Origin of the sequence: Mesoflavibacter sp. SCSIO 43206, from assembly GCF_019904215.1 — a bacterium.
In the GTDB taxonomy this organism is placed as follows: Bacteria; Bacteroidota; Bacteroidia; order Flavobacteriales; family Flavobacteriaceae; genus Mesoflavibacter; species Mesoflavibacter zeaxanthinifaciens.
This window is the reverse complement of record NZ_CP063201.1, coordinates 1249794-1271972: the sequence shown is the minus strand read 5'-3', so window position 1 is coordinate 1271972 and position 22179 is coordinate 1249794. Positions and strand designations below refer to the sequence as shown.

At 33.7% G+C, this 22179-nt stretch carries 10 protein-coding genes; 6 read left to right on the top strand and 4 right to left on the bottom strand.

Annotated features, from left to right (window positions below; all coding sequences use genetic code 11):
* Positions 1–37 precede the first annotated feature (37 nt).
* Entirely contained in the window at positions 38–1168 is a 1131-nt protein-coding gene (locus INR78_RS05980) for an ATP-binding protein (protein WP_223077883.1), read from the top strand.
* A 205-nt stretch (positions 1169–1373) separates the two neighbouring features.
* Here INR78_RS05980 and INR78_RS05975 read toward each other — a convergent pair whose 3' ends face one another.
* The 3 genes from INR78_RS05975 to INR78_RS05965 all read right to left on the bottom strand — a co-directional run bounded on the left by INR78_RS05975 (position 1374) and on the right by INR78_RS05965 (position 4597).
* Positions 1374–1925 carry a hypothetical protein gene (locus tag INR78_RS05975; RefSeq protein ID WP_223077882.1) on the bottom strand — a complete coding sequence of 184 codons (552 nt, stop codon included), beginning with the start codon at positions 1923–1925 and terminating at the stop codon, positions 1374–1376.
* 13 nt (positions 1926–1938) lie between these two features.
* A complete protein-coding gene (locus INR78_RS05970) occupies positions 1939–2853 on the bottom strand; it encodes an OmpA family protein (RefSeq protein WP_223077881.1) in 915 nt (304 codons plus the stop codon).
* A gap of 190 nt (positions 2854–3043) precedes the next feature.
* The gene (locus tag INR78_RS05965) at positions 3044–4597 is read right to left on the bottom strand and encodes an aldehyde dehydrogenase family protein (protein WP_223077880.1); all 1554 of its coding nucleotides are present in this window, start codon (positions 4595–4597) and stop codon (positions 3044–3046) included.
* A gap of 116 nt (positions 4598–4713) precedes the next feature.
* On the opposite strand from INR78_RS05965, the gene INR78_RS05960 reads away from it, so the two are divergent.
* From INR78_RS05960 to INR78_RS05950, 3 genes are all read left to right on the top strand, one after another.
* On the top strand, positions 4714–5781 hold the full coding sequence (locus INR78_RS05960) for an isoaspartyl peptidase/L-asparaginase family protein (protein ID WP_223077879.1): 1068 nt from the start codon (positions 4714–4716) through the stop codon (positions 5779–5781).
* A 106-nt stretch (positions 5782–5887) separates the two neighbouring features.
* Complete coding sequence (locus INR78_RS05955) at positions 5888–11461, top strand: alpha-2-macroglobulin (protein WP_223077878.1); 5574 nt, start codon at positions 5888–5890, stop codon at positions 11459–11461.
* 42 nt (positions 11462–11503) lie between these two features.
* Entirely contained in the window at positions 11504–11980 is a 477-nt protein-coding gene (locus tag INR78_RS05950) for a hypothetical protein (RefSeq protein WP_223077877.1), read from the top strand.
* A gap of 6 nt (positions 11981–11986) precedes the next feature.
* On the opposite strand, the gene INR78_RS05945 is transcribed toward INR78_RS05950, so the two are convergent.
* Entirely contained in the window at positions 11987–13858 is a 1872-nt protein-coding gene (locus INR78_RS05945; protein ID WP_223077876.1) for a T9SS type B sorting domain-containing protein, read from the bottom strand.
* 88 nt (positions 13859–13946) lie between these two features.
* Here INR78_RS05945 and pbpC point away from each other — a divergent pair, with 88 nt between their 5' ends.
* Both pbpC and INR78_RS05935 read left to right on the top strand, forming a co-directional pair.
* Complete coding sequence (gene pbpC / locus INR78_RS05940) at positions 13947–16298, top strand: penicillin-binding protein 1C (RefSeq protein ID WP_223077875.1); 2352 nt, start codon at positions 13947–13949, stop codon at positions 16296–16298.
* Positions 16299–16480: 182 nt separating this feature from the next.
* Positions 16481–22171, top strand: coding sequence for a choice-of-anchor L domain-containing protein (locus tag INR78_RS05935; protein ID WP_223077874.1), 5691 nt, complete (start codon positions 16481–16483; stop codon positions 22169–22171).
* Positions 22172–22179: the final 8 nt, after the last annotated feature.

Below are 22179 nucleotides of genomic sequence, written 5' to 3'. Positions count from 1 at the left end.
TAAAAAGTTTCCTTAACAATTCAGTAATGACAGACATATGATCAATAAACGTCTTTTAATTAAAAACTTACTAGCTCATAATGATGAGAACAGTTTTTATGACAAAAAACGAAAGATTGATATTGGCCAAAAGGAAGGAAAAGCTAAATTTTTAAAACACGTCTGTGCACTTTCAAACTCTAACCCAAAAAATAATTCTTATATCGTCATTGGCGTAGAAGACGAAGATAATAAAATAGTAGGCGTAGATTTTTTTGACGATTCTAAAATTCAGAATTTAATAAATGCCTATTTAACCAATCCGCCAATTGTACAATATGAAAATATTCCTTTTCCGCATCTACCAGATCATAAAGTAGTTGGCCTAGTAACTATTAGACCAAGTACAGGTATTACATCTTTAAGAAAAAACATCTGGAAATACTATGGTGGCTCTGTGTTTTTTAGAGAAGGTAGCATTAGTATGCCTAAGGTTTTTGACATAGAGATTAAAGATGTTAATTCAGAAATTGTAGCTTCTATCGAGAAACATGCACAAAATAATATTCAGCATATTTTAGATGGAGTTATAGATTTTATGCAAAAAAGACAAGATTACAACCCAAAATATATTGTCTTTAAAGAATATTTTATTGTGTGTTGGTCAGGAATTAAAAAGACCGTTAAAGACGAAACATTTTACTCTAGAGTTGATATAGAACTGGTTAACGAGCAAGTACGATTGTTTTATTCAACTTTAGATGAAGTTGCTATAAAATATGATAAAAATTCGTTTTCAATTTTAGATTATGTAAAGCTAGGCATTCAAGATCATTATAAATATTACCCTTTAGAAGAAACTGTTATTAGTTTTAATGATAATGCAAATTATAATATAGATTCTACCTTGGTTTTCAATCCGCCACAGTATGACAAAAAGGTATTACATCACATTTACAATACTAATAATTCTGTTTTAGAAAAACTTAAAAAAGGAATTTCTTTAAATAAAGTAGAATTACGAGATCTAAACAACCTACCAGAAACGTATCTTATATGTTATTTAAATTTATTTCATGAAGCAATAGATAAGCTTCATGAAGCAAAACCATATTTAAAAAAGCATCCCAAAGTGTATCAAAAATATAAAGATGCTATTAGAATTTTAAGAAAGGTTAAATACAGTTAATCAAGTATTAAACTACCATTTATACAAAATTAACGACCAGTTATAAATTAGTTAACAGTAAGTTTAATGTTCTGTGATATATTTACAGAGCTATTAATCAACTTTCTATAATCTTTTTCTCCCGATAAAGTTTCGGCATTGAAAAAGATTTAAATTAAAAAAACCACTATCAAATGACGACAGTGGTTTTTTGTTGGTTAGTAAATTATTTACCGCCATCTAATTGATCTTGCCAATCTTTAAGTTTTTGCCATTCGCCTTTAGCAGCCATTTCTGCTTGTTTTGGCCAAGTACCTGGTTTATGTATTTCAAAACGTTTACCACCAGATTTTAATACCTCTTGACATTTTTCTACAGTACAATTAGCTAAATCTGCCCAAGTTGTAACGTTATGGCTATGGAACAATTCTTTTATTTTTGGTCCAATACCTTCAACAACAGTTAAATCGTTTTCTTTTATTTTTTTCCCTAAAGCTGCTTTAGCTGCATCTGGATTAAAAACAACAGCTTCAATACCTGATGCTTTGGGAGTAATAGTATTTGCTAATCCAGAAGAATGAGATACTTCTTTACTTGACATACAAGCTGCTAAATCTGTTTCTAATTTAGAAATTCGATTTTTATAAATATCAATATTTTCATTATTATCATTACTTCTGTTTAGTAGTTTACCTAAAAAGTATCCTAAAATTGCGCAAATTAATCCTACCAAAGTAGGAATTAACCAACACGGTATGCTAATTAATAATATTCTCATGGTTTTATTTTTTTTAGTTAATGGTTATTACAACTCGTCTGTTTTCTGCTCTACCTTCTTCGGTAGTATTATCTGCAATAGGCTGATCTGGACCTAAAGAAGTACTTGATATTTTACTTGAAGAAATACCGTTATCTATTAAATAGTTTTTAGCAAAATCTGCTCTTTCTTGCCCAACTTTTATATTAGTATCTCTGCTACCTTGATTATCTGTATGTCCGGTTACCGTAATACTTGCACCATCTACTTTGTACACATAATCAACCATATCTGCCACTTTTTGTCGTTGTTCTTTAGTTAGAACAATATTAGTTTGAGCTGTTTCAAAATGAAGTATTAACGGATTAGCTTTAATACTTTTAGCTAAATCTTTTAAAGCTTCTTCTTGATCAGAATTTCTTTCTTTAAATGCGGAGATTTTAAAGCTTATACCTCCGTTTATAGTATCATTTTCTCGATTTAAATCGTTATCTAAAACACCATATGTATTTATATTTTTAAAATTTACATCTTTTGAAGCCATAAGATTTTTTATCACGTTAGCACGTGCTAACCCAATGGTAGGAAATGCCGAGTTATTAATCTCTACAGACTTGTAAAAACCTTTAACCTCAAGTGATTTTTCAGGGTGATTATTTAAATAAGTTGCTATTTGATCTAAACCTTGATTTAATTCAGGTGAAATTGGCTCAATAAAATGGTAATCTGAAAATTTGAAACTAAAATTGTCTTTAATTTCTAAATTAAAATCTCCATCTGGATCATTAAGTGTAATTGGTTTGATAGTTACTTTTGGTGCTACGGACACATCTTTCTGTTTATTCTCAATATTACCTATACAACATTGACAACAAAAAAACCAGTACAAGACTGTACCGATTATGATGGTAAGTAAAATACCAAGAAGGTATCTAGATTTTTTACTCATAATGGTTAGTTTTTAATATTATGAGTATTAAGTTATTAAAAAATCGTGATTTTTTAACTGTTTGATTATTAATTATTTGTATTAAACACAAATAATCGACAAAAAACTAAAATTTTAGGTTAAATTTTATGAAAATAAAAAAGCCACATCTTTTTTGATGTGGCTTAACTTCCGCGAAAGCGAAATAATATTATAAGTCAAACTTAATACCTTGCGCTAAAGGTAATTGGTCTGAGTAGTTTACCGTGTTGGTTTGTCTACGCATGTAAAACTTCCAAGCATCAGATCCAGACTCACGTCCGCCACCAGTTTCTTTTTCACCTCCAAATGCACCTCCAATTTCTGCTCCAGAAGTACCAATGTTTACGTTAGCAATACCACAGTCGCTTCCTGCAAAGGATAAGAATTTTTCTGCTTCTTTCATTTCGTTAGTCATGATTGCAGAAGATAATCCTTGCGCAACTCCGTTTTGCATTTCGATTGCATTTTCTACATCGCCAGAATATTTCATTAGATATAAAATTGGTGCAAAAGTTTCGGTTTGTACAATTTCAAAATCATTTTCAGCTTCAATAATCGCTGGTTTTACATAACAACCAGACTCGTATCCTTCTCCTTCTAAAACACCACCTTCAACTAGTACATTTCCGCCTTCGGCTTTAGCTTTTTCTATAGCAGATAAATACGTGTTTACAGAGTCTTTATCAATTAATGGTCCAATGTGGTTTTTCTCGTCTAATGGGTTACCAATAGTTAATTGCTTGTAGGCACCAACAATAGCGTCTCTTACTTTATCGTAAACAGACTCGTGTATAATTAAACGACGTGTGCTTGTACAACGTTGTCCGCAAGTACCAACAGCACCAAATACTGCACCAGGCACAACTACTTTTAAATCTGCAGTAGGTGTAATAATTATAGCGTTGTTTCCTCCTAATTCTAATAAAGATTTACCAAAACGCTCGGCTACTGTTTTACCAACAATACGTCCCATACGTGTAGATCCTGTTGCAGAGATTAACGGAATTCTATGATCTGTTGTCATAAATTCTCCTACTTTGTAATCTCCGTTTATAATACAAGAAATACCTTCTGGTAAATTATTTTCTTTTAATACCTCAGCAATAATATTTTGACATGCTACTGCACAAAGTGGTGCTTTTTCTGAAGCTTTCCAAACACAAACATCACCACAAACCCATGCTAATGCTGTGTTCCAAGACCAAACAGCAACAGGAAAATTAAATGCTGAAATAATACCAACAATACCTAAAGAGTGCCACTGCTCTCTCATAACGTGTCCTGGTCTTTCCGAAGGAATAGTTTGTCCGTTTAACTGTCTAGATAAACCTACTGCAAAATCGCAGATATCTATCATTTCTTGTACTTCTCCGTAACCTTCTTGTAAAGATTTACCCATTTCGTAAGATACTAGCTTACCTAATGGTTCTTTTAATTCTCTTAAACGATTTCCAAACTGTCTTACTATTTCACCTCTTTGCGGTGCTGGCATTGCTCTAAACTCTAAAAAGGCATCTTGAGCTGTTTTTATAACTTTATCGTAGTCTTCTCTTGTTGTAGTAGAAACTTTACCAATTAACTGTCCATCTGTTGGAGAGTAAGATGAAATTAACTCACCACTTCCAAAGCTATCAGAGCCTGTAGAAGTACCATCATTAACGTCTTTAATACCTAATTGTTTTAAAGCTTCTTTTATTCCGAAATCGGTAGCAATTGCTTCCATAAATGTTTCTTTTTTACGAATTATTTAATTTTTAGCGAATATACTAATATTTCATTGGTTATTTAGCATAAAAACCGTTTAAAAATTGCTAATTTTAATGCTATAATTTTTATCTAATGAAGACTTTACTAAAATCTATTCTATCGCTTTTATTTCTATTAAACCTAAGTTGCAATTCTACAGAAAAATCAAAAAATGTAGAATCAGACATAGTTAGCAAAACTACCAATACTCAAGTAAATGAGTTTGCTATAGTTATTCATGGTGGTGCAGGCACTATTTTAAAAAAGAATATGACTAAACAGAATGAAGCAGCCTACAAAGCAAAATTAGAAGAAGCCGTAATGGTTGGTTACAACATTTTAAAAGAAGGAGGTAGCAGTCTTGATGCTGTACAAAAAACAATAAATATACTAGAGGATTCTCCTTTATTTAACGCAGGTAAAGGTGCTGTTTTCACAAATGAAGAAACCATTGAACTTGACGCTTCAATTATGGATGGAAAAACCTTAAACGCTGGTGCATGTGCTGCTATTACAAACGTTAAAAATCCTATTAATTTAGCTAGAAAAATAATGGATGTTTCTCCTCATGTAATGATGACAGGTCAAGGTGCAGAAAAGTATGCAAAAGAACAACAACTTGAAATTGTAGACCCTAATTACTTTAAAACAGAAAAACGACTTAAAAGTTTAAAAAGAATTAAAGAGAAAGAAACTAATAAAGAAAAGCAAATAGCTTTTTATGACGCTGAAATAAAAAATTCAAAATTTGGAACCGTTGGCTGTGTAGCGCTTGATAAAAACGGAAATTTAGCTGCTGGCACATCTACTGGAGGAATGACTAATAAAAGATTTGGTCGGGTTGGTGATGTACCAATAATTGGAGCTGGTACTTATGCAAACAATACTACTTGCGCTGTTTCTGGAACTGGATGGGGAGAGTTTTTTATTCGTGCAACAGTTGCTCATGATATATCTGCATTAGTAGAATATAAAGGTTTAAGCCTAAAAGATGCTGCAAAAGAGGTTATTCAAAAAAAGGTACCTGATCTTGGTGGGAACGGTGGTATTATTGCTATTGATAAATACGGAAACTTTGTTATGGACTTTAACACTGCTGGCATGTATAGAGCTTCTGTTAATGACAAAGGAGAAGTTTATGTTGGTATCTACAATCAATAATTTATCTTTTTTTTAACATCTCATACAAACTAAATCATAAAATGTTAACGTAATTTATTTAACACTATTTCTCTTGATAAACATTCATCTACAAACCTATTAATCAATGCAGTTAAAATCTTTCTACACCATTCTATTAGTTTTTTTCATAACATTTTCATGTAAAGAAAAAACACCAAAAACAGACAATCTTTTTAAATATAGAGACTATATTAGTTACACAACTGCTGGTAGAGTATCTGTTGCAGATCATATTAACGTTAGTCTTGCAAAAACTGTTGCTGGTTGGGAAGCTGATAAAGAATTAGACAAAAGTCTTTTTAAAATTAAACCTTTTGTAGAAGGACAACTTAAAGTTGTAAATGACCACGCGTTTACTTTTATTCCTGACGAAAACTTATCGCCAGACACAGAATATACCGTTTCTGTAAAACTAAAAGATCTTTATAACGATTTACCAGATGGTTTTGATACTTACGATTTTAGCTTTAAAACCATTACACCAAATTTTATTATTGAAACTAACAACCTACAATCTTACACTAAAGAATTACAGTATTTAAATGGCGCGTTAAAATTAGCAGATATCACTACTATTGATAAAGCAAAACTGCTAGTTGAAGCTAGTCAAGATGGAAAAAAATTAAATATTGTTTGGGATGAAAAACTGCTTCCTTCAAAATATTTTGAATTTAAAATAGATAGTATTACAAGAAAAGTTGATGATGCAGATATTTTAGTAAAATGGAACGGAAAGCCAATAAATGCAGATAATTCTGGAGAGAACAAAGTAACCATTCCTGGTATTAATAACTTTAAAATTGTTGGTGTAGAAGTGTTTCAATTACCAGAGCAGTTTTTATCTATCAACTTTTCTGACCCAATAAAAAAACAGCAAAACTTTGATGGCTTAGTAACTATTCAAAATGCTAAAAACCCAAAATTTATTGTAGATGGTAATGTGCTTAAAGTATATCCACAATCCAAAATGTCAGGTAATTTAAAAATTGATGTATTTCAAGGTATAAAAAACACATATGGGTATAAATTAAAAACACCTTACAGTCAAACTATTGCTTTTGAAGATATAAAACCACAAGTAAAATTGGTAAATAGCGGTGTGTTTTTACCAAATTCTAAAGAATTAAAATTCAATTTTAAAGCAGTAAATTTAAAAGCTGTAGATCTTAGAGTTATTAAAATTTTTGAAGATAACGTACTTCAATTTCTTCAAGATAATGAACTATATAGCAACAATAGTAGAGCAATTAGACGTGTAGGAAGACGCATTGCAAAACACACCATTAACCTAATTGAAAACCCTTTAGATAACGACGGAAAATGGAAAACCTACAGCGTAGATCTTTCAAAATACATAAAAGCAGATCCTGGCGCTATTTATAGAGTTGAAATTGACTTTAAAAAAGCCTATTCACTTTACGACTGTAATACCACAGCTTCTAATAGTAATGATGACGAGGATGAGTATTACTACGAAGACGATTACTATTACGACGATTATTACAACGATAATTATAACCAAACCAACACCGAAGACGAAGACCTTAAAGAAGAAGAGTATTGGGATAATCTAACCTATAGCTACCGCAACGATAACTACAACTGGAGAGAACGTAACAATCCTTGCCACGAATCGTACTATAATTCTAACCGTGTTATTGCTCAAAATTTAATTAGCTCTAACCTTGGTACTATTGTTAAAAAAGGAGCTAATAACAACTATTTATTTGCAGTTAGTAATATCTTAAATACTAATCCAGAAGCAGGAGCAACTATAGCATTATACAATTTTCAGCAACAAAAAATAGTTAGTTCAACCACTAACAGTAATGGTTTTGCAACTATAAGCGCTAATAAGCACGCTGCTTTTGCAACTGTAACAAAAGGTTACAATACTACTTATGTAAAACTTAACGATGGTAACTCTTTATCCTTAAGTAAATTTGATGTTTCGGGCACAACGCTACAACGTGGATTAAAAGGTTACATCTATGGTGAACGTGGTGTTTGGCGACCTGGTGACACCATTCATTTATCATTTATGCTTAATGATGCGGCAAATAAACTTCCTAAAGGTCATCCAGTAAAACTTGAAATTACAGATCCTAACGGAAAATTAGCCTTTAAAGAAGTTAAAAGTAACGGATTAAACAATGTTTACACCTTTGCTGTTCCAACAGCTACCGAAGACAAAACTGGTAATTGGAATGCAAAAGTAACCGTTGGTGGCGCTAATTTTTATAAAGGGTTAAAAGTTGAAACCGTTAAACCAAACCGTCTAAAAATTAAGATAGATTTTGAAGACGAAATCCTAAAAAGCAATTCTAATTTAAAAGGAAAATTAGCCGTTAACTGGTTACATGGCGCTCCAGCAAAAAATTTAAAAGCAGAAGTAAAAGCAAAGTTTTCTAATTCGTATTCAGGATTTAAAAACTATCCAGATTACAAATTTAGAGATCCTGCAAAGTCTTTCAATACCGAAGAAATAACCATTTTTGAAGGCAATTTAGACGCCGATGGTTTAGCCAACATTACCAAAAACTTATCTATTGGTAAAGGCGCACCAGGTATGTTAAACGCACAATTTTTAGTTAGAGCTTTTGAAAATGGTGGCGATTTCTCTATGGACGCATTCACAATGCCTTACGCTCCTTACAACTCGTTTGTTGGTTTAAAATCACCAGAACCAAAACGTTACGGTTCTTATGAAACGGATGCTAATAACAACTTCGATTTAGTTGTTGTAGATGATCAAGGTAATGCTATACAACGTAATGGTTTAGAAGTAAAAGTTTATAAAATTGAATGGCGTTGGTGGTGGAATTCTTCAGAAGATAACCTATCAAAATACACCTCAAGTTCGTTTTACAAACCATTTTTAGAAAGCAAATTAAACACCAATTCCAAAGGAAAAACGTCTTTTAATATTAATGTCCCTGATGAAGAAGGTGGTCGTTATTACATCACAATTAAAGATCCTGTTTCTGGACATTCTACAGGTCAAACCGCATATTTCTATAAAAATTGGTGGAAACGTCAACCATCAAACGACAAAGAAGCAGCAAGTATGTTGGTATTTTCCGCAGATAAAGAAAATTACAATGTTGGCGAAACTGCAAAAATCACTTTCCCGTCTGGTACTTCTGGTCGCGCGTTAATTAGTATAGAAAATGGCTCTGAAGTTATAGATCACAAATGGGTTACAACTAAAACTGGAGAAACAACAGTAGATATTCCTATTACAAAACAAATGGCACCAAACGTATTTGTAAACATATCGTTACTGCAACCGCATGCCTCTACTGCTAACGATTTACCGTTGCGTTTATACGGTGTAATTCCATTAATGGTAGAAGATCCTAACACTATTTTACATCCAGAAATTAAAATGGCAAGTGTCTTAAAACCAAAAGAAGATTACACGGTATTTGTTTCAGAAAAAAACAACAAACCAATGACGTACACGCTTGCTGTTGTAGAAGAAGGTTTGCTAGACTTAACCCGATTTAAAACACCAAATGCTTGGGATGCATTTTATGCTCGTGAGGCTTTAGGCGTAAAAACTTGGGATATGTTTGATGATGTTATTGGTGCTTACAGCGGTAGTATTGATCAAGTGTTTGCAATTGGTGGAGATGGCAATGCAGCAGCAGGAAAAAACAAAAAAGCTAACCGTTTTAAACCTGTGGTTACCTTTTTAGGACCGTTTAAATTGGAAGCTGGAGACCGAAAATCGCACACCATAAAAATGCCAAATTATATTGGAGCAGTAAGAACTATGGTTGTCGCCAGTCATGTAGAAAATGAAGCTTACGGTAATGCCGAAAAATCGGTACAAGTTAAACAACCTTTAATGGTGTTAGCATCATTACCTCGCAAATTAAGTCCTGGCGAAAAAGTAACACTTCCGGTAACAGTTTTTGCTATGGAACCTAAGGTGAAAAACGTATCACTTAAATTAAAATTAAGTAACGGAATTTCAGTAGTTGGCGAGTCTTCAAAATCTTTAAGTTTTGAAAAACCAGATGAAAAAATGGAATATTTTGAACTGGACGTTAGCAAAGCAAAAGGTATCAATACCATTGAAGTTGTAGCGTCTGGAAATGGCGAAACTTCAACTTACAAAGTTGAAATTGATGTAGAAAATGTTAATCCAATATCTACTAAAAGTTACAACGAATCTTTAACCGCAAACAACAGTAAAACTATAGATTTTTCAACCTTTGGTGTTACAGGTACAAACAGTGCTACGGTAGAGTTTTCAACATTACCTCCAATGGATTTTACGCGTCGTTTAGAATATTTAATTAGATATCCTCATGGTTGCCTAGAGCAAACAACATCTAGCGTGTTCCCTCAATTATTTTTGACAGATATTTTTGATCTACCTAAAGATCAACAATTAAAAATTCAGGATAATATTAAAAACGGGATTAAACGTCTAGGTCATTTCCAAAGACCAAATGGCGGTATGAGTTATTGGATTGGAGAAAATAACGCTAACGATTGGGGAACAAGTTACGCTGGACATTTTATGATTGAAGCCGAAAAGAAAGGTTTTGTATTACCACTAACTTTTAAAAGCAATTGGATAAAATATCAAAAAGAAGCAGCGCAAAACTGGAGGCCTAGTTACAATAATTACAATTCAGATTTAGCACAAGCTTACAGACTGTACACATTAGCATTGGCTGATAGTCCTGATTTAGCAGCAATGAACCGCTTGCGCGAATTTTCAGAATTATCTAACGAAGCCAAATGGCGTCTTGCAGCAGCTTATGCTTTAGCAGGTCAAACCGAAGCTAGTAACGCAGTTGCTAAAACTGCAAATATCGAGTTTCAACCTGTAAAACGTAACTATTACACTTATGGTTCTGTTGACCGAAATCGTGCTATGGCGCTAGAAACTATGGTTATTACCAAAGATAAACGCCTTAAAGATTTAGCCGAAACTATTGCTAAAGAATTGTCTAGCCAACGTTGGATGAGTACACAAACTACAGCATACAGTTTACTTGCAATGGGTAAAATGGTTATTGCTAATGGCGGAAAAGGCATAAAAATTAACTACAGCATTAATGGTAAATCTGAAACCGTAAATAGTAGTAATGCATTAGCGCAACGTGATTTAAAAATCAAAGATGGCGCTAACCAAATTACTATTAAAAACAACTATGATAATTTAGTGTATGTACGCATATTAACATCTGGTAAATTACCTTTAGGCAAAGAGTTAACCGAGCAAAGAGGATTAACTGCAAACGTTGTCTTTAAAAACTTAAAAGGAGACAAAATAGACATCTCAAAACTTAAACAAGGTGAAGATTTTGTAGCAACAGTACAAGTTACTAATGCAAAAAACTATAGCGTTAATGATGTGGCATTAACCCAAATTTTCCCTTCAGGTTGGGAAATTGTAAACACACGTTTTACAGATTTTGGAGATAGTACAACAAGTCAAGCCCGATTTACAGATATTAGAGACGACCGTGTTAATTTCTATTTTGATTTAAAACAAAAAGAAACCAAAACTTTTAACGTTATGCTTAATGCGTCTTATTTAGGGTCTTATTATTTACCAGGAATTCAAGCAGAAGCCATGTATGACAACGAGTTTTTTGTTAGAAATAAAGGACAATGGATTGAGGTTGAGAAGTAACAAATTCCCGCGAAAGCGGGAATCTTTTTATATTATTAAACTATGAAAAAACAATTCACAGAAAAACAAAAATTTACACAATGGTGGCTTTGGCTAATCTTACTAAGTATTGGTGTTTTACCTGTTGTTGGTATTTACAAGCAACTTTATTTAGGAGAGCCTATGGGAGATAAGCATATGTCTGATGAAGGACTTATTGTATTTTCTGTTTTTGTTTTTGCTTTAATTGCTTTTTTCTGGATGATACAATTACGTACCGAAATCACGCAACAAGACATTAAAATACACTTCTTCCCGTTAACCAAAAGAGCTGTAAAATGGTCTGAAGTTGAAAAAGCACAAATTGTAAATTATGGTTTTGTTGGCGGTTGGGGAATTAGATTATGGACCAATTACGGAACCGTTTACAACATTAAAGGAAAAATGGGCTTAGCCATAGAACTTAAAAACGGTAAAAAGTTTTTAATTGGTTCTCAAAAAATTGACGAATTAAAAGCCTTTTTGAATAGCCTAAACTAAATTCTTTTATCGCTTCAACGTAAAATGTCCAACGCGACGTTGCCCATTAATGGTAATAACATACCAATAATCTGAAGTTGGTAATGGTTGTTTTCTTAACATTCCATCCCAAGCAATTGGTTTGTTCTTTCGATAAAAAAGTAATTTACCGTAACGGTCAAAAATTTGCACTTCAGAAGATGCATAAAATTCTATGCCTTTTAATCGCCAAGTATCATGGTAAGTATCATTATTTGGCGTGAAAAATTTTGGTACTATAAAATGAATAAAGGTTTGAGTATCTATGCCACAATCATTATTTTCTCTAACGTAAACGGTATATCTTCCTCCTTCAAGGTTTTCAAAAACTGGAGCGTTTTGATAGTTAATTCCGTCTAAAGAATAAGAAAAATCACCTTCGTTTTCGGTAGTAATTATTAAGTCGTTATTTTCTGTAAAAACTTCAGCTATTATCGGTGCATCTAATTGTATAACATCAATTGTTTTTGTCACTGTACAACCATCAAGATTTGTGACGTCTACAGTATAAATACCTTCGGTTGAAACTGTAATACTTTCGGTTGTTTCCCCTGTATTCCAAATGTAACTCATGTTATTGATGTTTGCACTTATTTCAACACTTTCATCTTGACAGAAAAAGACTGCTTCATCAAAAACTTGTGACGATTGGGAAAAAGTAAGTGTTACTGCTGTTCGTATGTTTGAAATACAATTTCCGTTAATTGAAATGGCTTCAGCATAATAAACACCTTCATTTTCTGGTGAAAAGCTGGTGTTATTTTCTTCAAGTAAATTTCCTCCAGAAACAGCATCGTACCAATTTACTGTTACATCTGTTGGTACAGTAACTTCTAAAGGTTGATTTTCGTTTTCGCAAATTGTGATATCTCCGTTACTAACTGGTGCTGATGGTGTTGGTACTATCGTGATAGAAAATTCATCCGAAATCACATTACACAAAGCATTAGCTAGGTTTATAGCATCTTCGGCTACTTTGACACGGTATAAAGATGTTGTATTAACATTGATGTTTAAATTTTGATTGGTTTCACCTACAATTTCTGTCCAATTTATACCATCTGTAGAGGTTTCCCATTGATATGCATATGTATTAAATATTGTTCCGTCTGGATTAGCTTGTAAGTTTAAATTATAAGGCGTTTGTGTTTCGCAAATAAAAACATCACTTTCATTACTTGTATCTTCTATGGTTACATTATCTCCACATGATTTAAAAACTATATCATCAATTGCAAGGTCGTTACCACAACCACCTGCGCCATTATTTCTCATTTTTAAAATCACTTCGGTTTGCGCTGGTAATGTTTGAAAAACTAATCCATACTGCTCCCAATTTGGTGTGGCTTGTGCGTCAATTTCTCCTGTGTCACCACTTGCAAGAAGTGTAGTATCGGTATCATCCCAAATTTCAAACCTTACGTTTATTGGGATGTTATTTCCTCCACAACCCGTACTTCTTGAAAGGTTTATTAAGAATGCCGAAAACTCATAAGATGTATTCTCACAAAGTCCTGTAATTGTTGTTCTATAAAATTCGCCAGCAGTAAAATCTGCATTTACAATTAAGCATTTCCCATTACTATCACCTTCTGTATGATCTGATACATCGTGCCAATCAAAAAACGCAGTTGAACTTGAAACTGTATAAAACCCATCATTTGGTGTTGCAGAAGAAAAGGTATAAGTTGTTGTACCTGCTGGCAAAGGTGTTTGTGTTGTACCTGTCCCAAAGGTTTCTGTGAAGATTGGATCTCCAGAATTTCCGTTACAAAAACCTAACTGAGCGTATCCATCTTCAAAAGAAAATAGAACAATAAAAATTATAATTATTTTAAGAAGTAACTTATCGTTTTTCACGTTTTAAAGATAAATATTAATTAGTCATTTTTAATGTTAAATGCTTAAATTCACTTTTTAAAACTTTGTTATAAACTATAACTTTTTAATGCAAAGACTGTTAGCCTATTTTAAAAACAATAAAAAGAAAACCATTGTGTTGTTTTTACTACTTGTAGCTTACTATTTTTGCTTACCAAAACACCTTTTTAAAGATCCAACTGCAACGGTAATTACAAGTAATAAAAACGAGTTATTAGGCGCTTTAATTGCAGATGATGGACAATGGCGTTTTCCTGAAAATGATTCGGTTCCTGATAAATTTAAAACTTGCATTATTGCTTTTGAAGACGAGTATTTTTACAATCATCCTGGTTTTAATCCAATTTCAATTTTTAAAGCTTTAAAAGAAAATATAAATTCTGGTGAAATTAAACGAGGCGGAAGTACCATTACACAACAAGTTATACGCTTATCGCGAAAAGGAAAACGACGTACTTACTGGGAAAAGTTTAAGGAAATTATCTTAGCAACGCGACTAGAATTAAGATACGATAAAGATGAAATTTTAGCATTGTATGCCAGTCATGCGCCTTTTGGTGGAAATGTAGTTGGTTTAGATGCAGCTTCATGGCGATATTTTAATAGAAATTCTGAAGATTTATCTTGGGCAGAAAGTGCAACATTAGCAGTCTTACCAAATGCACCAAGTTTGATATATCCTGGTAAAAACCAATTACAACTATTAAACAAACGTAATAGATTACTAAAAAAGCTTTTAGATAATCAAACTATTGATAGCCTAACTTACAGACTATCAATATCCGAAGGATTACCACAAAAACCCTATCCTTTACCACAAATTGCGCCACATTTACTGCAAACTATTGCAAAAACCGATAAAGGACAACGCATTAAAACTAGTGTTAACAAGAGACTTCAACAGCAAACTAACTCTATTGTTTTTAACCATTATAACACATTAAAACAAAATGAAATTTATAATATTTCAGTCCTTATTTTGGATGTAAAAACTAGAAAAGTTTTAACCTATGTAGGTAATGCTCCAACGGATAAAAATCATCAAAACAGTGTAGATATTATAAACAAACCTCGTAGCACTGGTAGTATTTTAAAACCTTTTTTATATGCTGCAATGCTGGACGCTGGTGATATTTTACCAAATACTTTAGTTGCAGATGTACCAACACAATTTGGCGATTATTCTCCAGAGAATTTCAATAAAGAGTTTGATGGTGCTGTACCAGCAAAACGAGCTTTATCAAGATCTTTAAACGTTCCTGCTGTTAGAATGTTACAAGATTTTGGCTTGGACAGATTTCATTATTATTTAAAAAATCTTAACCTTAAAGATATTAGATTTAATGCTAACCACTACGGATTATCTTTGGTTCTTGGTGGAGCAGAAAGTAACCTTTGGGACTTATGTAAAAGTTATGCGGCGTTTTCTTCAACCATTAATCATTTTAACGAAACTTCAAGCGAATATTTTAGTAATGAGTTTTGCGAACCAACTTTTTTTGAAAATGAAGAAATTGACTTCGGTAAAAAATCGAATGAAAAAACTCTTTTTGATGCCGCTTCCATCTACTTAACTTATGAAAGCTTAAAAGAAGTAAACCGACCTGAAGGTGATGATAATTGGGAGTTTTTTGATAATTCTAAACAAATTGCTTGGAAAACAGGAACTAGCTATGGTTTTAGAGACGCATGGGCTATAGGTACTACAAAAGATTATGTAGTTGGTGTTTGGGTTGGTAATGCAGATGGAGAAGGAAGACCTGGCTTAGTTGGTGTACAAACAGCTGCACCAATACTTTTTGATGTGTTTGATTTATTACCTAATAGTCAATGGTTTCAAAAACCTTTTGATGAAATGGAAAAGGTAAATATATGCGCTGTTAGCGGTTATAGAGCTTCTGTTAATTGTGTTAAAATAGATGAAAAATACATACAAAAAAGTGGCTTAAAGACAGAAGCTTGTCCTTATCACAAATTAATACACTTGGATAAAACTGAAAGTTTTCAAGTTAATTCTTCTTGTGAAAACATAAACGAAATTAAAAACACATCTTGGTTCGTTTTACCTCCTTTGATGGCTTACTACTATAAAGACAAACATCCATTTTACAAACCCTTACCCGCTTTTAGAGAGGATTGCATTAATTCTAAAAAAGAAACAATGGAATTTATCTATCCTAAAGATATCAAAAAGATTTTTCTACCTAAAGATTTCAATGAAAAAACTAACGATCTGATTTTAAAAGTTACACACTCTAAACCAAATACTAAATTATATTGGTATTTAGACCATATTTTTTTAGGTGAAACAACTACAATCCACAACATGTCTATACGACCAAAAGAAGGTAAATATACAATTACAGTCACCGACGAATTCGGCAACGAAATCAAAAAAACCATAGAAATTTCTCATTAAAACAGTAAAAACACAGAAAATTAAATACCGATTTTAACAAAACACTAACATTTCAACGAAAAAAAGAGCATTATATCTATCTGAATTTAGATAGTCTCATAAAAAAATATACCTTTAAGATTCCAAATGAAATTTTGGGATGTTTATCATATAAATTAAACTAACACAATCATTTCATACCTATGAAAAAAACTACTCTCCTAATTTTACTATTATTTAGTATAATTGTACAAGCTCAGGTAATTAATCAGCCAGCAAACTGGCCCAATACCAATTGGACTGTAACTGGAAGCTACAATACAGATCCTACAGCTTTTGAAGCAGACCCTACAACAACAGCAAACTTTGCATTTGATGATGATGATGCAGGTAGTGGTAGCACAGATGCCATACAAGCAGAATCACCAGTAATTGATTTAACAGCAGCATTTAGTGCAGGCGAAACTTGGCTATTTGTAGACACAGATTATGTTTTCAACTGGATTAGTTCTGACGCTATTGGAGTTGAATATTGGGATGCAGATGCAGGAACATGGAATCCATGGGGATCACCAATTCAAGCAGATACAACTACACCACCAACAAATGATTTTTGTGCAGGAACATCTGAGGCTTACACTACAGACCAATTAAACATAGCTGGTTTTACAGCAACACAGTTATCTGGTTTCAAATACCGTCTCTTTTATGATGATGGAGGAATTTGGGGATGGGGAATGTGTTTTAGTTCTCCAACACTATATTCTCAAATGCCACCAGCATGTCCAGACGTAACAGGTATAACTGCTGTCACAACAGGAGATACCACTGCAGATATAACATGGTTAGCAGGCGGATCAGAGACTGAATGGCAAATCTGGATACAACCAGCAGGAACAGGAGAGCCAACAACAGATGGTACAACAACATCAACTAACAACCCTTATCCAGCAAGTGGTTTAACACCAAGTACAGCTTATGAAGTTTATGTAAGAGCTGATTGTGATACTGATGGGTTTAGTAACTGGGTAGGACCAGTAAACTTCACAACGTTTAACACACCACCACCAGCACCAGTAGGTGTAACATGTTCTAGTGGAACATCAACATTTATCTTTACAGAAGATTTTGGAAATGATACAAACTATGTACCATCAGGATGGACAGGAACAACTTTTGCAGATAGTAATGGTAACTGGGATATTACAGGCGTAAGTGCAAACTCTTCAGGAACTGGTCCAGATGTTACATGGGATGGTAACGCAGGAACACATTTAGAATATGAAGCTTCAGGTAATACTACTAATGTGGCTTCAGCAATTACACCAGCAATTGATTTATCAACTGCAGTAGACGGTGCAGAGTTATCCTTTTATATGCATGCGTTTGGTTCAAACATAGGAACTTTAAACGTGGGTGTATCTACGTCTGCAACAGGACCATTTACAACAGAATATACTTGGATAGGAGATTATCAAACCTCTGCTTCTGAAGCATGGGTACCAATAGGTATAAACTTAGACGCTTACTTAGGTCAAGTTATTTATATAGAATTTAGTTATGTAGGAACAGGAGAGACTTGGGAAGGCGATATGGCTATAGACCAAGTAAGAGTAGAAACTTGTGGTAACTTTTGTGTAGCTCCAACAGGATTAGCAGTAGCAAATGTTACAGATACTACAGCAGATATTTCTTGGACAGCTAACAATGGAGAAACAGCTTGGGAAGTAGTTGTACAACCAGCAGGAACAGGCGTGCCAACAGGAGCAGGAACAGCTGTAACAACAAACCCATATACTGCAACATTATTAAACTCGAGTACTGCTTATGAAGCTTATGTATTAGCAGATTGTGGTAACGGTACAAGTGTTTGGGCAGGACCAATAAACTTTACAACATTAAACACACCACCGCCACCACCATTAGGTGTAACATGTTCTTCTGGAGGATCTACTTTTGTGTTTACAGAAACTTTTGGAGCAACTTCAGGAACAGCACCAGCAGGATGGACAGGAACAGGTTTTGATGGTTCTAATGGAAATTGGCGTATTACAACAGAAAACGGAAATTCATTTGGAACGGGACCAAACGTAACATGGGATGGTAATGCAGGAGCGCACTTAGAATATGAAGCATCTGGTAGTGCTTCAGATATAGCCTCAGCCATTTCACCAGCAATAGATTTAACACCAGCGGTAGATGGTGCAGAGTTATCATTTTATATGCATGCATTTGGTGATGATATAGGAACTTTAAATGTAGGTGTGTCTACATCTCCAACAGGACCATTCACAACAGAATACACTTGGATAGGAGACTACCAAACAGACGCTACAGAAGCATGGGTACCAATAGGTATAAACTTAGATGCTTATTTAGGACAAGTAATTTATGTAGAATTTAGCTACGGAGGCGCAGGAACAGGATTTGAAGGTGATATAGCTATTGATCAAATACAAGTAGAAACTTGTGGAACGTTCTGTATTGCACCAACAAACTTAACAGCTTCGAATATTACAGCAACTTCAGCAGATATTTCTTGGACACCAAGTGGATCAGAAACACAATGGAACTATGTAGTACAACCAGCAGGAACAGGAACACCAACTTCAGGAACAACAGTTGGAACAACAACAGTTTCAGAATCAGCACTAACACCTCAAACAGATTATGAAGTATATGTACAAGCAATTTGTGGTGCAGATACTAGTGTATGGGCAGGACCAATTTTTTTCACAACACCAGTACAAACCAATTTTGTATTAGATTGTGTTAATGGTGGACCACAAACACTAACTTATTGTTATGAAAGTAATGATACTAATGTATTCACATTTACAAGTGCAGACGGTACAACACCATTAAACATAACGTTTAATGCTGGTCAAGTAGAACAGAACTGGGACGAACTAGTAGTTTTAGACTCTGACGGAACAACTGATTTAAATGCAGCAACACCTTATGGCAACGGAGGTGATTTAAGTGGTATCCAGTATCAATCTACTGGTTCTTCAATTTCATTTCAGGTACAGTCTGATGGGATTTTCGATTGTGGGTCACAAGGTTATACATCTATTGATGTAACGGTAAGTTGTGCTACTTGTATTTATCAAACAGTAGACTTTACGACAATTACAGATTGCTCAAATGGTAATAATCAGTTTTTTGTTGATGTTAACGTGACAGATGCAGGAGATTCTAACTCTCTAACAATAACAGACAACCAAGGTAGTACTCCTATTGTGGTTTCTGGTACAGGCACAACTCAAATTGGTCCTTATCCTTTAGATACTGATGTTATTGTAACTGTTGCAAATACGGATGATAATAATTGTGTTGTAACTAGTGCTACATTAAATGTACCTGTTTGTCCACCTGCAAATGATGAGTGTTCAAACGCAATAGTTGTAACACCTAACCCTGATGAAAACTGTACAAATATAACTAGCGCTTCGCTTTACGGAGCTACAACATCTTCACAAGTTAACACTTGCCCAGGTACAACAAATGATGATGTTTGGTTCCAGTTTACAGCTACAGCTACAGATCATGGTATTGATATCACTAACATTGTTGGAGATACTACAAACTTAAACCACGGATTATTTGAAGGTACAGATTGTAATAACCTTACTAATCTATATTGCGAAACAGGTAATTCTAGTATTGCTAATGGATTAACTGTAGGCACCACTTATTACATAAGAATTTATACAGATAGTGATATAGCTTTTCAAGATGTGAGTTTTGATTTATGTGTATTTACAATTCCTCCACCAATAACAACAAATGACACTCAATACACAGTACCTGAGTTAGTTACAGACGTTTTAGTTAATTCTCCTTGTGCTATTGTAAATAATGTTACTTGGTCTTCTGGTGCTGATTTTGGAACAGATAATGGTATAGGATATTTTGATGGAAATGGATCTTCATTCCCTTTCCAAAGCGGAATAGTTTTAAGTACAGGAAACATAAATGATGTACCTGGACCTGAAACAGGAACTCAAAGTGGTGGCGGATTTGGATGGCCAGGTGATGCAGATTTAGAAGCTGTTATTAATGAAGGTACTACAAATAATGCTTCTGTTTTAGAGTTTGATTTTACTCCTTTAATTGATCAAATGTCATTTAACTTCATCTTTGCTTCGGAAGAATATGGTACTTTCCAATGTAGTTTTTCTGATGCATTTGTTTTCTTATTAACCGATTTAACTACTGGAGTAACTACTAATTTAGCTGTAGTACCTGGCACAACTACACCAGTCTCTGTGTTAACTATTAGAGATAATGCATATAATGGTGGTTGTGCATCATCTAATCCTGCTCTTTTCGATTTTTATTCTGACGTTTTTGATTATCCTGGAGTAGGTTCTAACCCGATTGCAAGTCCGATTGACTTTAGAGGAAGAACTGTCCCTTTAACAGCGTCTTCTACAGTTATCCCTAATAATCCTTATCATATTAAATTAGTAATTGCTGATGATGGTGATACTGCTTATGATTCTGCAGTATTTTTAGAAGCAAGTAGTTTTGATATTGGTACAATAGATTTAGGTAATGATATATTAATTAGTGATGGAACCGCATCATGTGAAGGTGACGATGTTGTTTTAGATTTAGGTATTGCACCTCCAACTAACGCTACTATTACATGGTATACTGTTGATAACGGAATAACAGAGCCAATACCTGGAGAAAACGGTACATCTTTAACTGTAACAGAAGACGGAGTTTACCAAGTAGATATCACTTTTGCTGGTGTTAGTACTGCGTGTTTCTATTCTGATGATATTGTAGTTGAATTTTTCCCTAACCCTGAAGTAGAGGTAGGTGACATTCCAACTATTACAGCTTGTGATACTGACAACACAGGAATAACAACCTTTGATTTAACTGAAAACGAATCTATTATTTTAGGTACTCAAACAGATATTACTGTTGATTATTATGAGACAGAACAAGATGCAATAGATCAAACTAATATTATTACAAACCCGACAAGTTATACTTCTGGACCAGCAGTGATTTTTGTTAGATTAACTAATGATATTACTGGATGTTATAAAGTTGAAACTTTTAATATTGATTTAGCTCCAAAACCTGTATTAGGAACACCTGAAGACATATTAGGATGTGATAATAATGACGACGGTATAGCAGATTATGACTTAACAGCAAATGAAACCTTATTAGCAAATGGTCAAGAAGGGTTAACTTTTAGCTACTATTTAGACCAAACAGATGCAGATACAAGTACAAATGCAATAACAAACATTACCAATTATGCATCAAGCGCTACGACAATTTACGTAAGAGCTGAAAATGCAGATGGTTGTTTTGAAACAACTACATTTGACTTATTCTTTGGTATTCAACCAGAAACAAGTTTTGACACAGATGTAATTTACGAGGTATGTCCAAACGCTACAACACCTATAACAGTAACAGCGATACCGGATAATTACATGTCTAACGAGGTAAGTATTGTATGGTATGACCAAAATGATAATATAATATCAGGCGAGAACAGCTTAGATTTAGATACCGTATTAACAGAAGGTACTTATACCATTGAGGTTACTTTTAATGATACAGAATGTTCAAACACAGCAACAGTAGATGTCTTTGAATTAGAGAGTTGTGTTATCCCACAAGGTATATCACCAAATAATGATGGATTTAACGATAACTTTGACTTAAGCAGTTTTGATGTACAACGCTTAGAGATTTATAACCGTTATGGTACGTTAGTATACTCTAAAGATTCTTACAGCAATGAGTGGCATGGTCAATCAAATGACGGAGAAGAGTTACCAGTAGGGACTTACTACTTTGTCATGAAGTATCAAGGAAGCAAACAAAAAGCCGCTTGGGTATACATAAACAGATAATAAACTAA

Excerpts from the sequence above, each read along its gene's own strand:
- INR78_RS05980 (WP_223077883.1), top strand. The coding sequence starts at position 38 with ATGATCAATAAACGTCTTTTAATTAAAAACTTACTAGCTCATAATGAT.
- INR78_RS05975 (WP_223077882.1), bottom strand. The coding sequence starts at position 1,925 with ATGAGAATATTATTAATTAGCATACCGTGTTGGTTAATTCCTACTTTG.
- INR78_RS05970 (WP_223077881.1), bottom strand. The coding sequence starts at position 2,853 with ATGAGTAAAAAATCTAGATACCTTCTTGGTATTTTACTTACCATCATA.
- INR78_RS05965 (WP_223077880.1), bottom strand. The coding sequence starts at position 4,597 with ATGGAAGCAATTGCTACCGATTTCGGAATAAAAGAAGCTTTAAAACAA.
- INR78_RS05960 (WP_223077879.1), top strand. The coding sequence starts at position 4,714 with ATGAAGACTTTACTAAAATCTATTCTATCGCTTTTATTTCTATTAAAC.
- INR78_RS05955 (WP_223077878.1), top strand. The coding sequence starts at position 5,888 with ATGCAGTTAAAATCTTTCTACACCATTCTATTAGTTTTTTTCATAACA.
- INR78_RS05950 (WP_223077877.1), top strand. The coding sequence starts at position 11,504 with ATGAAAAAACAATTCACAGAAAAACAAAAATTTACACAATGGTGGCTT.
- pbpC (WP_223077875.1), top strand. The coding sequence starts at position 13,947 with ATGCAAAGACTGTTAGCCTATTTTAAAAACAATAAAAAGAAAACCATT.
- INR78_RS05935 (WP_223077874.1), top strand. The coding sequence starts at position 16,481 with ATGAAAAAAACTACTCTCCTAATTTTACTATTATTTAGTATAATTGTA.